At 58.2% G+C, this 18,740-nt stretch carries 18 protein-coding genes; 14 read left to right on the top strand and 4 right to left on the bottom strand.

Features of this window, described 5'->3' with window-relative positions; all coding sequences use genetic code 11:
* Positions 1-18 precede the first annotated feature (18 nt).
* The 6 genes from L6439_RS04930 to L6439_RS04955 all read left to right on the top strand — a co-directional run bounded on the left by L6439_RS04930 (position 19) and on the right by L6439_RS04955 (position 7,260).
* Positions 19-3,441 (top strand): response regulator, encoded by a 3,423-nt coding sequence (locus L6439_RS04930; protein WP_213471469.1) that lies wholly within the window; start codon positions 19-21, stop codon positions 3,439-3,441.
* A gap of 51 nt (positions 3,442-3,492) precedes the next feature.
* Positions 3,493-4,359, top strand: coding sequence for a CheR family methyltransferase (locus tag L6439_RS04935; RefSeq protein ID WP_168181639.1), 867 nt, complete (start codon positions 3,493-3,495; stop codon positions 4,357-4,359).
* An 11-nt stretch (positions 4,360-4,370) separates the two neighbouring features.
* A complete protein-coding gene (locus tag L6439_RS04940) occupies positions 4,371-5,585 on the top strand; it encodes an ATP-binding protein (protein ID WP_168181627.1) in 1,215 nt (404 codons plus the stop codon).
* A gap of 99 nt (positions 5,586-5,684) precedes the next feature.
* Positions 5,685-6,005: an STAS domain-containing protein gene (locus L6439_RS04945; protein ID WP_168181626.1), complete on the top strand. Its 321-nt coding sequence runs from the start codon at positions 5,685-5,687 to the stop codon at positions 6,003-6,005.
* A 29-nt stretch (positions 6,006-6,034) separates the two neighbouring features.
* Entirely contained in the window at positions 6,035-6,493 is a 459-nt protein-coding gene (rsbW, locus tag L6439_RS04950; protein ID WP_213471470.1) for an anti-sigma B factor RsbW, read from the top strand.
* Positions 6,490-7,260: a sigma-70 family RNA polymerase sigma factor gene (locus L6439_RS04955; RefSeq protein WP_168181624.1), complete on the top strand. Its 771-nt coding sequence runs from the start codon at positions 6,490-6,492 to the stop codon at positions 7,258-7,260. Before rsbW ends, L6439_RS04955 begins: the two co-directional genes overlap by 4 nt.
* A 150-nt stretch (positions 7,261-7,410) precedes the next feature.
* On the opposite strand, the gene L6439_RS04960 is transcribed toward L6439_RS04955, so the two are convergent.
* From L6439_RS04960 to L6439_RS04970, 3 genes are all read right to left on the bottom strand, one after another.
* Positions 7,411-7,818, bottom strand: a complete 408-nt coding sequence (locus L6439_RS04960) for a hypothetical protein (protein WP_168181620.1) — start codon at positions 7,816-7,818, stop codon at positions 7,411-7,413.
* Between the two features lie 14 nt (positions 7,819-7,832).
* Positions 7,833-8,204, bottom strand: coding sequence for a YtxH domain-containing protein (locus L6439_RS04965; RefSeq protein ID WP_237096893.1), 372 nt, complete (start codon positions 8,202-8,204; stop codon positions 7,833-7,835).
* 92 nt (positions 8,205-8,296) lie between these two features.
* Positions 8,297-9,001 (bottom strand): phosphatase PAP2 family protein, encoded by a 705-nt coding sequence (locus tag L6439_RS04970; RefSeq protein ID WP_213471472.1) that lies wholly within the window; start codon positions 8,999-9,001, stop codon positions 8,297-8,299.
* 200 nt (positions 9,002-9,201) lie between these two features.
* Here L6439_RS04970 and L6439_RS04975 point away from each other — a divergent pair, with 200 nt between their 5' ends.
* Both L6439_RS04975 and L6439_RS04980 read left to right on the top strand, forming a co-directional pair.
* Positions 9,202-10,209 (top strand): asparaginase, encoded by a 1,008-nt coding sequence (locus L6439_RS04975; protein ID WP_168181617.1) that lies wholly within the window; start codon positions 9,202-9,204, stop codon positions 10,207-10,209.
* 28 nt (positions 10,210-10,237) lie between these two features.
* Positions 10,238-10,960, top strand: coding sequence for a copper homeostasis protein CutC (locus tag L6439_RS04980; RefSeq protein ID WP_237096750.1), 723 nt, complete (start codon positions 10,238-10,240; stop codon positions 10,958-10,960).
* 58 nt (positions 10,961-11,018) lie between these two features.
* On the opposite strand, the gene L6439_RS04985 is transcribed toward L6439_RS04980, so the two are convergent.
* A complete protein-coding gene (locus L6439_RS04985; RefSeq protein WP_168181616.1) occupies positions 11,019-11,243 on the bottom strand; it encodes a DUF1128 domain-containing protein in 225 nt (74 codons plus the stop codon).
* A 176-nt stretch (positions 11,244-11,419) separates the two neighbouring features.
* Between L6439_RS04985 and yyaC the strand changes: the two genes are divergently transcribed.
* The 6 genes from yyaC (at position 11,420) to L6439_RS05015 (ending at position 18,725) form a co-directional block, all read left to right on the top strand.
* Entirely contained in the window at positions 11,420-11,971 is a 552-nt protein-coding gene (gene yyaC / locus L6439_RS04990; RefSeq protein WP_168181615.1) for a spore protease YyaC, read from the top strand.
* 489 nt (positions 11,972-12,460) lie between these two features.
* The gene (locus L6439_RS04995) at positions 12,461-13,249 is read left to right on the top strand and encodes an alpha/beta fold hydrolase (RefSeq protein ID WP_168181614.1); all 789 of its coding nucleotides are present in this window, start codon (positions 12,461-12,463) and stop codon (positions 13,247-13,249) included.
* Positions 13,250-13,454: 205 nt separating this feature from the next.
* Positions 13,455-14,186 carry a DUF6483 family protein gene (locus L6439_RS05000; RefSeq protein WP_168181613.1) on the top strand — a complete coding sequence of 244 codons (732 nt, stop codon included), beginning with the start codon at positions 13,455-13,457 and terminating at the stop codon, positions 14,184-14,186.
* A gap of 358 nt (positions 14,187-14,544) precedes the next feature.
* A complete protein-coding gene (locus tag L6439_RS05005) occupies positions 14,545-15,210 on the top strand; it encodes a flagellar brake protein (protein WP_168181612.1) in 666 nt (221 codons plus the stop codon).
* Between the two features lie 45 nt (positions 15,211-15,255).
* Positions 15,256-16,653, top strand: a complete 1,398-nt coding sequence (locus L6439_RS05010; protein ID WP_237096751.1) for a glycerol-3-phosphate responsive antiterminator — start codon at positions 15,256-15,258, stop codon at positions 16,651-16,653.
* 107 nt (positions 16,654-16,760) lie between these two features.
* The gene (locus L6439_RS05015; protein WP_213471473.1) at positions 16,761-18,725 is read left to right on the top strand and encodes an O-antigen ligase family protein; all 1,965 of its coding nucleotides are present in this window, start codon (positions 16,761-16,763) and stop codon (positions 18,723-18,725) included.
* The last annotated feature ends 15 nt before the right edge of the window (positions 18,726-18,740 follow it).

The raw sequence follows: 18,740 nt of genomic DNA on the forward strand, positions 1-18,740 counted from the left end.
ACAGAGGGGGAGCAGGCGTTGAAGCTGCGAACGAAGCTCATCATCGGCTATGTCATGTTCATGATCATCATTCTCTCGCTGGGCTGGTATTCCTTTGCCCGGATGGGGGGCCTGAAGCAGGATCTGGATCATTTCTACCGGGACAGCTTCCGGAAGGTTGAACTCGCGCTGACGACGCGGGACGATGCCAATGCGATCGCTCGCGATCTGGTAACCGAGCTGCTCAATCCGGACAAAGCCGATCAGAGCGGCAGAGAAGTGCTGGATAAGGTCGACGGCTTCAAGGAGCGGGTCAACCGTTCCCTGGAAGAGCTGACCCGCAAAGCGGCCAAGGCCGAGGAGAAGCAGCTGGTCGAGGCGGCGCTTGACGATTGGGGCCGCTACGACCAATTCGTGACCGATGCGATTCGGCTGAGCATGAAGAATGAGTATGAGCAAGCGAACCAGCTCCGCAATGAATACGGGCTTGATTATCAGAACGATTTGCTGGACAGCCTGGGCGATCTGGCCCGCTACCATGAAGCGATGATGGAAGATCAGGTGACGGCCGCGACCGATACGTATGAAGCCGCCCTTACCTGGACGGCGGTCATTATGCTGCTCGGCATTATCGTGACCGTAGCGGTCATGCTGTGGGTCATGCCCAGCGTCACGCGCAATCTGAATACGATGTCGGTCATGATTCGGAGTCTGGCCCGCGGACGGATGCGCGTCATTCAGAAGCTGGAACCGGATACGAATGACGAGATCGGGGAAGTCATCCATGTCTTCAAGCAGATGGCCGAGGATATCGAGAGACGGAAGCGGAGCGAGGAGCAGTTCCGGCTGGCGCAGGAGGAGCAAGCCTGGATGGACGCCAACATCGCCCGCGTGACGGAGCTGTTGAACGGCGCGACGACCTTGAACCAGGTCGGGGAGACGTTCGTGAGCGAGTTCGTCCCGACGCTCGGGGCGCAGTACGGGGCGCTCTATATCCGGGATGACCTGAAGAACCCGGATTGGCTTCATCTGTGCGGCGCTTATGCGGCCGCCGGCAGCCTTCAGGCCGTGACGGGCTTCCGCGTCGGCGAAGGCTTGGTCGGACAGTGCGCGCAGGACGAGAAGCCGATCTATATTCATGATTTGAAAAACAGTTCGCTGCGCATCCAGAGCGGGATATGCGATACGGATCCGGTGGAGCTCATTGTCTATCCCATCATCTTCGAATCTACGGTTATCGCCGTGCTGGAGCTGGCTTCCTTGTCGCCGCTGGCGAGGAAGGAGCAGCAGCTTCTCGATCAGTTGGCTGACAAGCTCGGGGTCATCATTCACACGATTTCCGGACGGCTCAGAGTGGAGGAATTGCTGCGCGAATCGCAGGCGCTGACGGAGGAGCTGCAGTGCCAATCTGAGGAACTGATGACGCAGCAAGAGGAGATGCGGCGCTCGAACGAGCATCTGGAAGCCCAGACCGAGGCGCTGAAGCGCTCGGAGGAGATGCTGCAGCGCCAGCAGGAGGAGCTTGAGCATTACAATACGGAGCTGATCGCGAAGACGCGCGCGCTGGAAGAGCAGATGCTGGCCACCCAGGAGAAGAACGAGGAACTGGAGAGCGCCCGCAAGGAGCTGGAGCGCCAGGCGCTTCAGCTTGCGCTCGCTTCCAAGTACAAATCGGAATTCCTGGCGAACATGTCGCATGAATTGCGGACGCCGCTCAACAGCCTCCTCGTTCTGTCCCAGCTGCTCTCCGAGAACAAGGAGGGCAATCTGGAGGAGAAGCAGATGGAGTATGCACGTACGATTCATATGTCCGGATCGGACCTGTTGAAAATGATTGACGAGATCTTGGACCTGTCCAAAGTCGACGCAGGCAAAATGCAGTTGAACTTTGAAAAGGTGCATTTGTCGGAGCTAACCGCTTATATCCGCGACAGCTTCTCCGAGATCGCTTCGCAAAAAGGCCTCCGGCTTGAGGTTCATATGGATGAGGACGTGCCGGACAGTCTGGTAACCGACGGGCACCGGGTTATGCAGATTATCCGCAACCTCATGTCCAATGCGGTCAAATTCACGAACCGCGGAAGCGTCGCCTTCCATATCGGCATGGCGGCGGCGGAGGAGATACCGGCCCATATTCGCAAGGAGGGGATGCCTTTCTTCGCGATGCGGGTCGCGGATACCGGAATCGGAATTCCGGAGGAGAAGCAGGATCTGATCTTCGAAGCGTTCCAGCAACTGGACGGCACGACCAGCCGCAAGTACGGCGGAGCCGGGCTGGGGCTGTCCATCAGCCGGGAGCTGGCTCGCCTGCTCGGCGGAGCCCTTACGGTGGATAGCAAAGAGAATGAGGGCAGCACCTTTACCTTTTATTTGCCGATCCGGGCGACCAGACAGCCGGAAGCGGCGGAGGACAACGTCCGCCTCATCGAGCATTGGAACGAGAAGGCGATGGCGTCAGCGGCGGAGGAATTATCGGCACCGGCAGGAACATCTCCAGCGGCAGGATCATCCGAAGCGCAGCCGGAAGAGGAGCCGCGGGACAAAGAGCCGGCGGCTTCGTCCGATCGCACGTGGAAGACGTCGCACCGGGAGTGGGACAATGCGGTGAGGCATGAGGCCGCCGCGGCCGGGGAGCAGCGGGATCGGGTATGGCCGCCGGAACGGAAGAAGCTGCTCATTGTAGAAGACGACGGCCCGCAGCGGCAGTCGCTGATCGCGCTCATCGAGGGCGCCGATGTCGAAGTGCATGCCGTCTCGACCGGCACGGAGGCGCTGAAGTCGCTGGCGGACGCGAAGTACGACGGTCTGGTGCTGGATCTGCTGCTGCCTGACATGGACGGCTTCGAGCTGCTCGACCGCATGGGCGTTCGCGAGGAGTCGAGCAAGGTTCCAGTCATTGTATATACGGGCAAGCTGCTGGACAAGAAGGAGGAACTGGAGCTGAAGAAGCGTGCCCGGAGCATCATTATCAAAGACGTGAAATCGCCGGAGCGGCTGCTTCAGGAGACGATGATGCTGCTGAACCGGTCCGGGGAAGAGGACGCGGGCGCGCGCGCGAGCGGTCAGGCATCGAATGATCAGTTGCTGGCAGGCAAGCGCATCCTGCTCGTCGATGACGATGTGCGCAACGTGTTCGCCCTGTCCAGCGTGCTGGAGCAGTACGATATGGACATCATCTACGCGGAGAATGGCCAAGAAGCCATCGAGGCGTTGACTGCGGATCCCGAGCATTTCGACCTGGTGCTGATGGACATGATGATGCCGGAAATGGACGGCTATGAGGCGATGCGCCTTATTCGGGAGATGCCTGCGTTCGAGAAGCTCCCGATCATTGCCCTCACCGCGAAGGCGATGAAGGAAGACCGGAACAAATGCATCGAAGCCGGGGCTTCCGACTATGTTAGCAAGCCGTTCCAGACGGATCAGCTGCTGTCGCTGATGCGGGTCTGGCTGTATAAATAGATGGACTTTTCTGTTCAAGATGACACAGACATGAAGGAGCGGGGGATGGAGATGACAGGGAGAGATAACGAAGGGAACGGCGAGGAGCGGCGCCCTCAGGATTCGGATCGGGAGAGGGCGGAAATCGAGCTGCTCTTGGAGGGGATTTATCGGGTCTATGGTTACGATTTTCGGGACTATGCCTTTCCTTCTCTCCAGCGGCGGATCCGGCATCAAGTCTTTGCCGAGCAGGTCGAGACGATCTCGGAATTGCAAAGCCGGGTGCTTCATAACCGGGACAGCCTGCAGCGGCTCGTGCACAGCCTGTCCATTCCGGTGACGGAGATGTTCCGCGATCCCCAGATGTTCAGCGCATTCCGCCGCACTGTCGTCCCTCTGCTTCGAACCTATCCGTACATCCGGATCTGGCATGCCGGCTGCTCTACGGGGGAGGAGGTCTACTCGATGGCTATCCTTCTTCACGAGGAAGGACTGTACGAGAAGACCAGACTGTATGCGACCGATATGAATTCGCGATCGCTGCGCATAGCCAAGGAAGGCATCTGCCCCTTGGACAAAATGAAATTGTACACCAAAAACTATATGGAAGCGGGCGGCACCCGTTCCTTCTCCGAATATTACTCGGCCTCCGGAGAAGGCGTCGTTATTCATCCCTATTTGCGCAGAAACATTATTTTTGCCGAGCATAATCTGGCGACGGACCGTTCCTTCAACGAGTTCAATGTCATTCTTTGCCGCAATGTCATGATTTATTTCAACGAACCGCTGCGCAACCGGGTGCATGAGCTGTTCTATGAGAGTCTCGCACCGCTTGGCGTGCTCATTGTCGGAGCCAAGGAATCGCTGCATTTTACGGTGCATGAAGCGCGCTATGAGGAGATGGATCGGAACGAGAAGATTTATCGCAAAATACGGTAGGAGGTATACGGATGACTGCCTTGGAACCGATAAATATACTGCTGGTCGATGACAGGCCTGAAAATTTGCTGGCGCTGGAGGCGGTCTTGTCCGAAGAGAGCTACCGGCTCGTCAAGGCGACGTCCGGCGAGGAAGCTCTGCGCCATCTGATGAAGAGCGAATTCGCGGTCATCGTCCTCGATGTTCAAATGCCCGGCATGGACGGCATCGAGACTGCCAAGTGGATTAAAGCGCGGGAAAAGACGAAAAACATCCCGATCATTTTCGTATCCGCCAATTACAAAGAGACCGAGCATCTCTTCGCCGGTTACTCGGCCGGCGGGGTCGATTACATGATCAAGCCGTTCGTCCCCCATATTCTCAAGTCCAAAATTCACAGCTTCGTCGGCATGTTCTTGGCTCAGAAGCGGCTCCAAGCGCAGAAGATGCTCCTTCACCAGAAGACGCAGGAACTGGAGCGGATGAACCGCGAGCTGGCTGCGGCCAAGGAAGCCGCCGAACGCGCCGCACTCGCCAGAACTCAGTTCCTGGCTATGATGAGCCATGAGATCCGCACTCCGATGAACGGCGTGCTCGGAATGGTCGATCTGCTGATGGATACCGAGCTCACTCCCGAGCAGGGGAATTATGCCGAGATGATCCGGAAGAGCGCGGATGCGCTCATTCGGACAATCAATAACATCCTCGACTTCACGAAGATGGAGTCGGGCAAGCTGGAGCTGGATGAATTCCCGTTCGATTGCACATCGCTCGTCTCGGAAGTGTATGAGCTGTTCACGCCGGAAGCGAGCAAGCGCGATCTGAAGCTGACGTACACGATTGCTCCCGATGTGCCGAATTGTCTTTACGGGGACATGTTCCGGCTGCGCCAGATTCTCGTCAATCTGGTCGGGAACGCCGTCAAATTCACTGACAGCGGCGAGGTCGAGATCCGCATCTCCCTTCTGCCGGAGCGGCGGCGGGAGGAGGACCGGGAGCGGGTGAAAGTTCAATTTGAAGTGAAGGATTCAGGCGTCGGCATTCCTGAAAACAAAATGGACGGGCTGTTCCAGCCGTTCTCCCAACTGGATTCCTCGATGAACCGCAAGTATGGCGGGAGCGGCCTCGGACTGGCGATCTGCAAATCGCTCGTCCACATGATGAAGGGTGATATCCGCACCGTTCCGGTGGAAGAAGGGGCATTGTTCGTATTCCATGCATGGCTGGGGATATGCGAGGAGCAATAGGATTCGTTTCGATGTTTCGCGCCCGCGCATTTCGGTTATTTACGTTACAGTGAGGGGATTAGGTTAGAACCAAGAAGTCGTAAGTTAGGAGAGGAAGCTATGAACGGCAATAAATTCAAAGTAACGACGCAGCAAGCTGGACAACAAGCGACAGCGTACTTGCAAGGGGATCTTGACCTGGCAGCCGCGGGGGAGTTCCGCAGCCTGCTGGAGCCGATAGTCAATGACCCTGCGCTGGATTTGACGCTGGACTTGGAGAAGCTTACCTATATCGACAGCACGGGAATCGGAATTCTCATCTCCGTGCTGAAGCTTCGGAAGGAGCAGCAGGCGCAGTTCCGTATCGTTCATGTGCCCCAGCAGATTCAGAAGCTGTTCGATATGACGGGGATCTCCAAGTTTCTGACACCGAATGCATAAATTTATTGGAATATGAAAGGGAATGACTTATGGCAAATGACAGAGAGCGGAAGCAAATCAAATTAATTCTGCCTGCGCAAGCGGCTTATGTCGATCTGGCCCGTCTGACGCTGTACGGCATTGCAAGCCGCATCGGCTTCTCTTACGAGGAGATCGAGGATATGAAGGTCGCCATCTCCGAGGCCTGCAACAACGCGGTCTTATACGCTTACCGAACGGCGCAGGGGATGGTCGAAATCATCTTCGAGGAGGGGCCTGACGAGATTGGCATCATGGTCAAGGACGAGGGCGGCAGCTTCGATGCGGACAGCAAGACGATCGGGTTGCGCGGGTTGCATGACAAGAGCCTGGACGAGGTAGAAGCCGGGGGGCTCGGGTTCTACCTGATGCAGGCGCTGATGGATGATGTGGAAGTGATGAGCATGGAGGGACGAGGCACCGTTGTCAAAATGCGCAAGCGACTTTTGAAAAGTGGGGAACTGATATGAGCGCGGCCTCCCGGCATGGAACAGCCGAAGACGCGGTTCAACTCATCAGCGCTTATCAGGAGACGCAGGACAACGATATCGCCACCATCCTCATCCAAAAGTACGAGCCCATGGTCAAGATGGCCGCCGGCAAAATTTCGCGCAACCGTCCCGATTTGTACGAAGACCTGATGCAGGTCGGCAATATGGCATTGATCCGTCTGTTGCAGCAATTTGACAGATCCCTGGGCGTGCCCTTCGAAGCTTATGCGATGAAGAGCATGATCGGCCATATGAAAAATTTCCTCCGGGACAAGTCGTGGTATATTCAAGTGCCGCGCCGAATCAAGGAGAAGGGGGCTCTCGTTCAGCAGACGATCGACGAATTGACCGTTCAGCTGGAACGTTCCCCGAACGTGGAGGAGATTGCGGAGCGGCTGGAATTATCCGTGGAGGAGACTGTCGAGGTATTGGCGGGCCGGGAATGCTATCACTATGTGTCGCTGGACACGCCATTGTCGCAGGAAGAGAGCGCCGCGACGCTGGGGGAGCTGATCAGCTCGGACAGCGACGATTACGAAGCCGTCGAGCGCCGGATGGATCTGAGCGATGCGATGGCAGCGCTTAAAGCGGAAGAGCGGCAGGTGCTTGCCCTGGTCTTCGGGGAAGGGCTGTCCCAGCGAGCGGCAGCCGAACGGCTCGGGGTATCCCAGATGAGCGTCTCGCGGATTCAACGCAGAGCCACGGACAAGCTCCGGCATATTCTCTCCTCCCGTTATGACGCATAGACGCAATGAAGATGCTTACCCGAGGGGGCAAGCATCTTCATTGCGTCTATGTTTTGCTGTCTTGCGCGTTATGGCGCAGACGCAAGGAAGCACGCCCTGGAGGCGTGCTTCGTCGGTTGCCAGCCCCGATGCTCGAACGGCCCATTACACTCAATCCGTCATGGCTTGGGCCTGTCTTGGCTCAGCTTCGCCCGGAGCGACAGCTTGGAGCAATTCCGCATCGGAATCGGAAGGCTCCAGGCGAGGAACGCTTAGCTTGCGCTCAAGCTGGGCGCACAGCTTCGCCAGGATTGTCCACGCCCTGGCTTGTATCGCTTCCGGCACAGGCGCATTGCTCGCGAAGCCGGCCAAGCGGGCTTCGATCTGCAGCGCGCCGTTCGCCAGCTTGATGGCCGGAACGGTGAACATATGGCTTGCCCGCTCTGTGTCCAGCGCCACATTGACCAGCCCCAGCACGAACACTTCCTGCTCGCAGCATTGAATGCCGGTGAAGCCGTGCCGCAAAAATAATTTGCGCACGGCTTCGGCCTGAGCGGAGACCGGAGGTATCGGCGTCATCCCCATTCCTCCCGTCAGTTGGAGTTCAATTGACTGGCCACCTCATCGGCCACATCGGCGGAAGCTTCCTTCAACTGCGCCTTCGCTTCCGAAGCGGCGTCCTTCACGCCGGCCGCTACCTGCTGGGACGCATCCTTCATGCTGTTGACGACCGCCTCGGCCTTGCTGCCGACCGACTTGACGGCATCGGCGGTCTTCGCGCCGAGATCGCAGGCGATATCCTTCGTCTTCTCGCTTACCTTCTGCGCCGTGTCGCACAAATCGGAACGGAGTTCCCGGCCCGACTTCGGTGCCAGCAGCAGGGCCGCCGCCGCTCCGAGAAGTCCGCCAAAGATGGCGCCTTTCAAAAATGCGTTGGAATTGTTATTATTTTCACTCACTATCATCATCTCCTTGTACGTCATTCGTTGCTATCTACCATACGATTACACCGATTTACCGCTTTTGAAACAGGCTGTGCCGAAATTTGATCCCCCAATTACGCACGGCGCTTGCGGCGGATCCATTGCAGCGCGTAAATGCAGGTGGTAAGCCAGACGCCTCCTGCGCAGAAGCCGGCGATCACATCCGTAGCATAATGGACGCCCAGATAGATCCGGCTCAACCCGATAGCCAGGACGAGCAGCCCGGTCAGCACGAGAATATAGGCGGCAGGCTGCCCGCGTTCCTTGCGATGCAGCCAGAGAAGATACCCGATCATGCCATAGAACGCGATCGCAGCCATGGAGTGCCCGCTCGGGAAGCTGTACCCGGATTCGACCACCCAGTGCTCCCAGGAAGGTCTGGTACGCTGGATCAGGTTCTTGATGATCAGGTTCAGCGTATAGCTTCCGCCAAGCGCGGCCAGCAAGCCAAGCGCGTCCCAACGCCGCTTGAACCCCCAGGCGCAAATGCCTGCGCACAGCAGGGAGATGGGGATGATGCCATGGCTGGAAGCGAGATCGGTGAACAAAGCTACAGCCTTGGTCAGTCCCGGCGAGGCCCCAAGCCTCACCGTCTCGGTGACGGCGGCGTCAAATTGCTGAAAGCTGTCCGCGAGGACGCCCCGAACCAGCACAAAAAGCAGCACGATCAGAATCAGAACGGCTAGGCCGCCCCATAATAGGCTTAATGTGAACATCGCCGTTTCTTGCGGGGAGGGGGCGGCTGATTTGTTGCTTGAATGTTGATTAATGGATGTCATGATTTCTCCTAACGCGGCACACAGGCGGGCGAGCACATGCTCTCGCCTGAGGCTCTGTGAATATAAATAGACCGAATACAGGAAAGAGCCCCATTATATGAATATCACAAAGCTTCTATGGAATGCAAATAGACCGATAGGCATCGGCTTCGGAAAGGGATATAATCTAGGAAGTGGCTACGAGGAAAGGAAGACCGAAGATGAATGAACGACTGATCGAAGAAACGCGCAACGGGTGGCTGGAATGCGAGCACCGGGGAGCGATCTGCGGCGTGGACGAACATGGCCGCATCCGTTATGCTGCAGGAGATACGGACCGTCCGATGTTTCTGCGTTCGGCGGCCAAGCCGCTGCAGGCGATTCCGGTCGTGCGAAGCGGCATGCTCGAGCATTTCCGGCTCGAGGACCGGGATCTGGCCCTGATGACCGCCTCGCACCGGGGAGAAGCGGCGCATATCGATACGTTGGAGCATGTGATGGAGCATTGCGGGCTTCACGACGAGGCCTTGATCTGCAGCCCTTCCCTGCCGCTTCATGAGGAGTCGAGGGAAGCGCTGCTTCGCCAGGGCGGAGACCGGCGGCGCATGTACCACAACTGCGCCGGCAAGCATTTCGGCGTGCTCGCCTGGAGCAAGATGGCCGGCATGGATATGGGGTCGTATGCCGATCCGGCGCATCCGGCCCAGCGCCAGATGAGAGACATGATCAGCTACATGTCGGAAGTGCCGGAGGCGGCGATGATTCAAGGGACGGACGGGTGCGGATTTCCGGTATACGGCATTCCGCTGACCGGCTTGGCGACCGCCTACCTTAAGCTGGCCTGTCCCGACCTGATCGGGGACGCCGCCACGAGGGAAGCCGCGGCGCGCGTTCGACGCGCGATGCAGCGCTATCCGTTCCTGGTCGGGGGCACGGATCGGGTCGATACGCTGCTGATGGAGGATGACAACATCATCGCCAAGGGCGGGTTCAAAGGCATCTTCGCCTTCGCGCTGACCAAGGAGCGGCTCGGCTTCGCCTTCAAGATCGCGGACGGCTCGGATGAAGAGTGGGCCTTGGTGACCGCCTCCATTCTGGAGCAGATCGGGTACGAGCGCCAGGAGACGGTCGAGCGCCTTCGCACCCGGATACCGGCGGCGATTCTCAATGACAACGGCCGTCAGGTCGGGGAACAACGGGCCGTCTTCACGCTGAAGCCGGGAACGTAGAGGGCCGCGCCGAAGACGAGGACGCAACATGGAGAGAGGCAGGGTGATGGAGATGAAGCAAGTGCTGCTGGAAGTGATAGGGACGACACGGGAAGAGGTCGTGACGGCAGCCCGGAACGGGGCGGATCGGATCGAGTTGATTACCGCCATTAGTGAAGGCGGGCTGACGCCAAGCCTTGGCTTGGTTCACGAGGCAGTGGAGGCGGTCGATATTCCGGTTAACGTCATGATTCGGCCGCACAGCCGTTCTTTTATTTATAATGCGGATGACATGCGGACGATTGTGGCCGATGTCCGGCTTATCCGCTCTGCCGGAGCGAACGCGATCGTATTTGGGGCGTTGACGCCGGAAGGAACGATAGACAAGGAGGCCCTGGAGCGGGTGCTGGAGGCCGCCGACGGCCTGCCGATGACTTTCCATCGGGCCGTGGACGAGACAAGGGATATCTATGAAGCGCTGGACGTGCTGCTCGGGTATCCTCAGATTACGAGTGTGTTGACCTCTGGCGGACAGCCGAGCGCCCTGCAGGCGGCCGGGGTGATCGCCGAGATGGTCCGGCGAACGGAAGGCTCGTCGCTGGCGATATTGGCCGGCAGCGGGCTTACGGTGGAGTCGGTCGGCGGATTCATACAGGAGACGGGCGTCCGCCATGTTCATTTCGGATCGAATGTAAGGCAGGGAACGCGGGCGCTGTCGCCGATCGATCCCGAGCGGCTGTCGAGTCTCGCCGCGCTGCTTCGCACGGTCTAGACACTTTATTCCGCCCTTGACCGGCTGCCGGCTCGCCGGCCCGGTCAAGGGCCGGAACTCAGTTCCGGCGCAGACGGCCGAGTTCGGAGACAAGCGCCTCCATTTCGCTGATGCTGTACGATGACTTGCTCATGACGATATCGTATACTTCCTTAATATCGTCGTACTGCTCCACGGAGAAGGCGGAGGGCTGCATGGCGGCGGCCGTCGCCATCTTCAGGCGCCCCTTGATCGCCTCGATCATCAATTCCACGTTCTGCTGCGTTTTTTCATTGGTAATCATGCTATTCCTCCTCGAACGGTTGTGAGCAACCTGCTCGTATTGTATCACGAATGCGGCCCAAACTGAACGAACTCCCGGGATGCGCCCCGCGCCGGCTTGGCGGCGGGACAGGCTTGGCACGGCTCGAAATGTGAAGTACAATAAGGCATCATGAAATGAAAAGGAGTACGCAACCGATGCAGCTCAATTTCTTTACGCCCCTGGATCCCCGGCCCGCGGAGCGGCGGCAGAAGATGGCGGGCGCCCAGCTATCCGGTTTTTTGCAAGCGGTATCCGCCGCGCATCCGTCCGAGCCGATCATGTTCATCTGTATCGGGACCGACCGTTCCACGGGGGACGCGCTTGGCCCGCTGGTGGGAACCAGGCTGCGGGAGAACGGATGGACGAATGTGATCGGCTGCCTGGACGAGCCTTGCGATTCGTCCAATCTGGAGGCGAGGCTCGCCGGATTGCCGGAGAATCTGATCACCATTGCGATCGACGCCTGCCTTGGCCATCCTTCGACGGTAGGCTATTATCTGGTCGGCAATCAGCCGCTGCTTCCCGCGGAGTCGGTTGGGATGGCGCTCCCCGCCGTAGGCCGATACAGCATCGCCGCGGTTGTCAATACGAACGGGCCGAAGCCGTATTGGACCCTGCAGACAACATCTCTCCGCTTCGTGATGAAGATGGCGCATGAATTGGCGGATGCCATTTTACAATCTTTCCCAGGATATCGTGAGGAATAAAAAAGGTCTTTTTCCCATATGAATGATGTCGTGGGCCTGAAGAGGCATCCCATTCGACAGGTTCGGATACAGATAAAAGAGCCGGACCCGACATCCGACTCTTTGGCACTGATCGCGTGAACCCCTATGTGTGATCCGTTTCTGGCATGAACGGATCATTTTTTATCCTGCCGGTCCGTCAGCTTAATGATGAGCTGAACCAGGCCAAGCACAAACGCACTCGTGGCGAAGAACATTTCGAACCCTTCCATGATGATCACCTCCTCTCGCGGCCGGACAACAAATACTGGTGCAGACACTGCGCCATAGAAGGTGCTGATTCAGCGGTATTCATTTCGTGTAATATTATTCTATATCTATGTAGAAAAGTCGTTTCATAGAATCCATCTGTAGGAAATTTTGAATTTTTTTTGCACTTTGTGACAAGCATTCATAATATACAACGGCGTGCATACGATGCGCGGCGCATACAGAAAAGAGGAGATAGCTATGCCAAGGATCGCGGTTCATCCACAATTCAGCATGCATATGGAGGAGCAGGGGCAGGGACCGGCCGTTGTGCTGCTGCACGGGTTCTGCGGCAGCTCCCGGTACTGGGCGGATCTGGCGCCGCTGCTGGCGGGAAGCTGCCGTGTCATTACCCCGGACCTGAGAGGCCACGGCAAATCGGATGCGCCTGTCGGTCCCTACACGATCGAACAGATGGCGGACGATGTGCTGCACTTGGCCGATGCGCTCGGCCTGGAGCAATTCGTGCTCCTGGGCCATTCGTTGGGAGGGTATATTACGCTGTCGTTCGCGCAGCGGCATGCCTGCCGCTTGAAGGGATTCGGGCTGATCCACTCGACCGGGAAGCCGGACACGGACGAGGGCAAGGAGAAGCGGCTTGCCACCGTAGAAGCGCTCGGGCGGCATGGCATCGTTCCGGTCGTGGACGATCTCGTGCCGAAGCTGTTCGCCGAGGACACCGGCCCTGCGGAAGCTATGGACAAGGCGAAGGAGATTGGCTACGCCACGCCGCCTCAAGGCGCGATCGGCGCGGTGCTCGCGATGCGGGAACGGCCCGACCGCACGGCGGTTCTGCAGGCGGCCGCGCTTCCGGTGCTGCTCGTGGCCGGGGAGAAGGATCGGATTGTCGCGCCGGAGAACGTATTTACCGCGGCGGGAGACCATATCGAGTCTGTCACCCTGGAAGGAGTCGGCCATATGGGCATGATGGAGGCGCCGGAGAAGCTGGCGGCGGCGATTCGTTCCTTCGTGGACAAAGCATACGCATGACAGGCGGCCCAATGACAGACAGGCCCTTGTGAGAACGGGAGTGCTGCATCCTTGTGGACAGCGCTCTTTGTGCGTTATACTGGATGTAATTTTTGGACAGCCTAGACTGCTAGCAAAAATCGATCACTTCCCGCGCACGGATAGTATCGGGGCAAATCCGACAGGTTGGGCAGGGCCTTATCTTCTTCGGCAAAGAGGTGGATTTATGTATCGAAAAGATTATTTGCTGCGGCTGGTGCAGGAAATGACCGACCTGATCGGCAAAGCGATGAATCTGCGGCAGCAGAAAAAACGGACGGAGCTGCTGTTCGAATGGGACGAACTGATGCGGGAGCGGTTCCGCATCAACGGCGGGCTGTCCGATCGGTTGACCGGAGAGGATCTGATTCACTTGTTCCGGACCAAGGGACGGCTGCATGCCGATGAGCTTCAAGCTTTCGCGATCCTGCTCCATGAACGGGCGAAGCTGGAGCGGGAGAAGGAGCTCGCGGAACGTCATGAGATGCCGGTCAGTGACGCCGCCCGTTCGGGACCCGATGATGTCTTCATCGAGGACCAGTATGTGCGGCGTTCCTTCAAAAGCCTGCAACTTCTGCTCGAAGCGATGCTCCACGGCAGCGATCGGCGGCTGCTTCCCGTTATGGAGACGACGGAAGGCTTGTTGCGGGAGCTGAAGAGCTACCGGATGCCGGACGAGCTGCTTGAACGTCTGTGGGCTTGGCTCGAACGGGAAGGCCGCTATGCCGAAGCAGAAGATGCGCTGTTCCGCTGGGTGCGGCAGGCCGCGGGCCGGCCGGAGGAAGCGGAGCAGCGCAAGCGACAGGGCGTACGCTTCTATGAACGCCTCGCGGAATGCCCGGATGAAGCGCTGGATCAGGGCGGCCTGCCTCGCGAAGAGCTGGCCGACGGCCGCGCCGATCTGGAGGCGATTGAATGAACCCGGTCTTCCCCGGCCGGCGGATGTGCCGATGGACGGACGATTCGAGCCCGTCTCCATGTAACCTCATACCAGACGGAATAGGACGAGAACCTTGCCGCCCGCAGGGTTCTTTTTCGATCTCCGCACTCGATGGCCTCGTTCTGACGCTTAGTTCCTAAGTCCTTCGAAATAAGAAGCTATTCACATTTACGTGCGAATCGTCGATAAAGTATAGTAGGTAATTCGGACTATGCACATTTTTGAATCTCTGGATACAGGAATTGCCGGATGCCGGCGAGGCGGCCAACGGGGCTGCTGTACGGCAAGCGGACCGATATTACACCCTGGCGCGAGAGACATGAGGAGGTTTTTTTAGATGGGGAATCAGGCATACACGATGGACAGCCCGGGTTTATTATCGGGAGCCATGTTGAACTGCCGAACTGTGATCGAAGGCAGTGGCTGCGTGGCAACGGGTATGTTATCTTATATGGAAGGCGATTTGATCGATATTGAATTGCCGCAATTCGAACACTTCGAATTGGGGGAGCAAGTCAAAGTTACGATCTATTCCGGAATGGGCATCGTCAACTTTTTCACCAAAATTATCGCCCGGAACGAGGGCTCCCTGCTGCTCATCCATCCGCCTCAGCAGCAGCAGCGGTTTACGGACAAGCGCGAGTCGCCGCGGGTCATCATCCGCAAGCATGGCTTCATCCGTTCGGAAGCCTCGCCCCAGGAGAACCGGAGCTCCGCTCAGAGCGGAACCCCGATACACCTGGTCGATATCAGCTTGACCGGCGTAGGCTTCACGATGGCCGAGGGCAAGCCGCTGCGCGAAGGCATGCGGGTCGAAGCGGAGCTTCATTTGGGCTTCACCTTGCCCTGCAGCCTTGAGATTGTGCACCGATCCCGCCATCCCGAAGGGATGATGTACGGAGCCAGCCTGGAAGGCCTCGACGAAGCCGCCCTCCGCTCCCTGCGCGCCTTTATCCTGCGCGAACAGATCACGGCTTATGTGGATAAGAAGCAAAATGTATAGATAACATGTCGGCACTATATCCTTTTTGAAGAGAGGAGAAGCAATTTGAAAATATCATCTTTACGGTATTTCTTATCTTGCTGCGGACTAGCTGTATTCGGCCTCATGTTATTTCTTCTTCCCGGAACTGCAGAAGCCGGAACGGTATTCCCGTCGAAGCAGATCGATTCCTACGATGTGGAGTTGAAGGCGGATCCGGCCTATGTTCCGACTCCGGTGAGCGTCACGGAAGCAACCTACACCCAGACCGTCAACCTCGACCCGTCAGTGGCGGAAGTCTCGGTCGATCCGGTTCTGGGACAGTATGCGATTACAGGCAAAACCTATGGCACGACCACCGTCGAATACAAATGGACCACCGCCCAAAACGTCGAGCTCATACATAAGTTCACGGTTACGGTCGATTCCGGCGGGATAGCGCCGCGTGTTCGAATTAATCAAGAAGAGGACAGTTATTTTAAATTAATTAACAGCAGCTTATATCAAACGAAGACAATAGATCTGAGCAGTTTATTTTCAGGTAATATAAAATGGGAAGCCGGGTCATTTGAACTTCATGACAGTAACGGAGTTTTTGGTCTTGGCTCGGACTTTTCAAGCCCAAGTAGAAGCTATTTTACTTTAATTTATACAGGTAATACAGGTGATACCAGAATTACGATCAAGGCAACCGATTTAAACGGCTACACCGCTTCCTACTTCTTCGACGTCTCGACGAACTGGGATCCCGTCTTTCAGCCGCAGCCGGATATGACCCTGATTGAAGGAAAGGAATACACCTTCAATCTGAATGATATGAAGGTTTTTACGGATGCGGATGATGATAAGCTATATTACACGATAGATCCGGTAAATGGGGTCACGGCATCCGTTAGTGAGGATATGTTGACCGTTACGTCCCCTATCGAGCAGGAGTTCGCGTTGACGATTCGCGCCGATGACGGCCGGAACGGGAAGGCTGCCGGCGTGCTCAAGTTCAAAGCTTGGCGCTCCGAGGAGGTTGGCATTGCCGGGACCTACCCGGAGACGCGCAACATGATTCGGTTTACCCAGATCCCTCAAGGGACATACGTGCTCGCTCCGCTCAAGACCACGACGCCTGGCGAGACAGAACTGCAGGGCCTGGTTGATGAGGGGAAAGCGCGGGCTGCGGATTCGGACGGAGCGCTCGAATTTGCGATCGATGAGATCAAGGGGCAGAACCAAAGCGTTCCAGCCTTGCAGGCAGGCACTTACGGACTTTATTTAGTGGATTCTTCCACTGTTGCTCTGGACAGAGTCGTGCATCTTATCGGCATCGATGTCGTGCGGAGCCAGTTGGAGCAAATCGACCGTGACCACGAAAATAACGGGCTGGATATTATGGATGCGCACCGATGGTTAATGATGTACAATAACACTTATTTCAATGCGAAAGTCGTCCTGTCGCTGCTTCCATCTTAACAGCGGAAAACGCGTCAGAATCATACAGGCTAACCTCTTAGGGTTGGCCTTTTGCTATTATGAGAACAATAATAAAGACAGATAGAGTGATAGGTGGAGAAGAACGCATGAATGATAAAAGCGTACGGAACGGAGAATGGACCGCGGCGGCTGCCGGTGCGGCCGCAGGCATCCTGTTGCTCGCGCTGTGGCTGAACGGCTTGTTCTACAACGGAGAGACGGTTGTCCTCTCCGTTCTGATCTGTGCGGCGGCTGTCGCGCTCCTTCGGATGAAGCGTCCCATTCTATCCGCGGCCATCCTGCTGCCGCTCGTTCTCCTGATCGCTTATGGGATTGTCCGCTTCCTCGACCCGGCGAGCGTCCACGGCACTCACATGCAGATCATCCGCTATGCGATGTACACCGGGTGGACAGTGGCGATATCCGTGTTTTTTGGAGGGCGCGGCCCTGACTCCGCGTGGAACAAAGGACTGCAAGCGCTCCTCGTCGTTGGCGTCATCCACAGCCTGGGCGCGCTCCTGATGCTGGGCGGATGGCTTCCTTATGAAGCCGGCGTCATGATCAGCGACAACGCCGAAATTTCCGCTTGGGGATTCCGCCTGGGCGGCTTCCTGCAATATCCGAACACCCTCGGTGCGGTAACGGGCGCTTTTCTGCTCCTTCAGCTTGACCTGGTGCAGGCCGCCTCCGGCTTCCGGGCGCGTATGGCGGCGCTGCTTCCCGTCCTTCCTCACATGGCCGTCCTGCTGCTGACGGAGTCCCGGGGTTCGTGGCTGGTTGTCGCGTTAGTATGGGTTGCCTGGGTGTTATTTTTGCACAAAAAACGGCGCGCTTCTATCGCGCTAACCGCCCGTATGGCCGCCTGGGGATTCGCCGGGGCCGCGTTCGCCGCTTCCTTGTGGGCCGATCATCGCGCTATGATTCCGTTGGCCGTGGCCGCGGCTTGGGCCGGATCATTGGGGGGAGAAGCGCTGCTTCACCGTCTCCGGCATTCCCGGCGGCTCGGACTCGGATGCTCGTTTTTGATTGCGGCGGCACCTGCATTCCTCGGCCTGCTGCTGATGCCGCAGGGGGCATCGGAGCGGATAACGGATCATTATGCGACCGCAGGCGCGCGGGCGCAATTCTACCGCGATGCGCTGACATTGTGGCGGGAGCACCCGTGGTTCGGCGCCGGCGGCGATGCCTGGAGGCAGCAGTTCGCGCGCATCCAGAGCGAGCCCTATGTCGGCAAGGAAGTCCACAGCAGCTTCTTCGATCTGCTGCTCGACGTCGGCGTCATCGGAACGGCGCCCGCGCTCATGCTCGCCGCGGCGGCGCTCTACACGGCTTGGCGCCGTCATAAGGGGCTGGCCATGGCCGCGTCCGTGCTACTGCTGCACAGCGCGGTCGACTTCGACATGGCCTTCGGCTTCTTCGCGCTGCTGCTCCTGACCATGCTGGCGCTTGCGGCAGGCGCGGGCGAGCCGGGTCATGGAAGGCCGCTCCTGCGCATCGGCCGCACGGCATCGCTTCTGCTGGCGCTGCCGCTGGGCGCCGCAGGCTTGCTGGCGGCGGTGCACGCCGCAGCCCAGCCGCTTGCGGACGCCGACGGCATGCTGGCGCTGAAGCTGACGCCGGCCGACACCTGGCTTCGCATCGCGGTGTCGCGGACCTTGCCGCCGGAAGAGGCCCTCGCCCTGCTCGCGGAAGGCCGCCGCTATGAACGGAGCGGCTTCGCGCTCTACCGCGAGCTTGCCTTGGCCAGCAGCGGCCTCGGCCGGGCGGCGGAGGAGGCCGGCTATTGGCGGGAGGCCATCGCCTGCGCCCCGTTCGACCGCGACCTGCGAACGGAAGCGATTGAACGGCTGGCCGACCAGGCCCGCCACGCCGCGATTGCCGGCGACCGCGGCAAGGCCAAAATATTGGCGGCGGCTGCCGAAGACTTGTACCATCGCTATGAAGCCGAGGTACAGCGCGTCGCATCGATGCCGAATGCCGCCAATGACAAGCATTTTGCGATGACCGAGGAGGCCAGGCGCGCGTACATGGCCATCGTGCCGCTGCTCGGCTTCAACAGCGACCGGCGATAATCCCGCCTGCCAGCG

The organism is Paenibacillus dendritiformis (assembly GCF_021654795.1).
Classification (GTDB): domain Bacteria; phylum Bacillota; class Bacilli; order Paenibacillales; family Paenibacillaceae; genus Paenibacillus_B.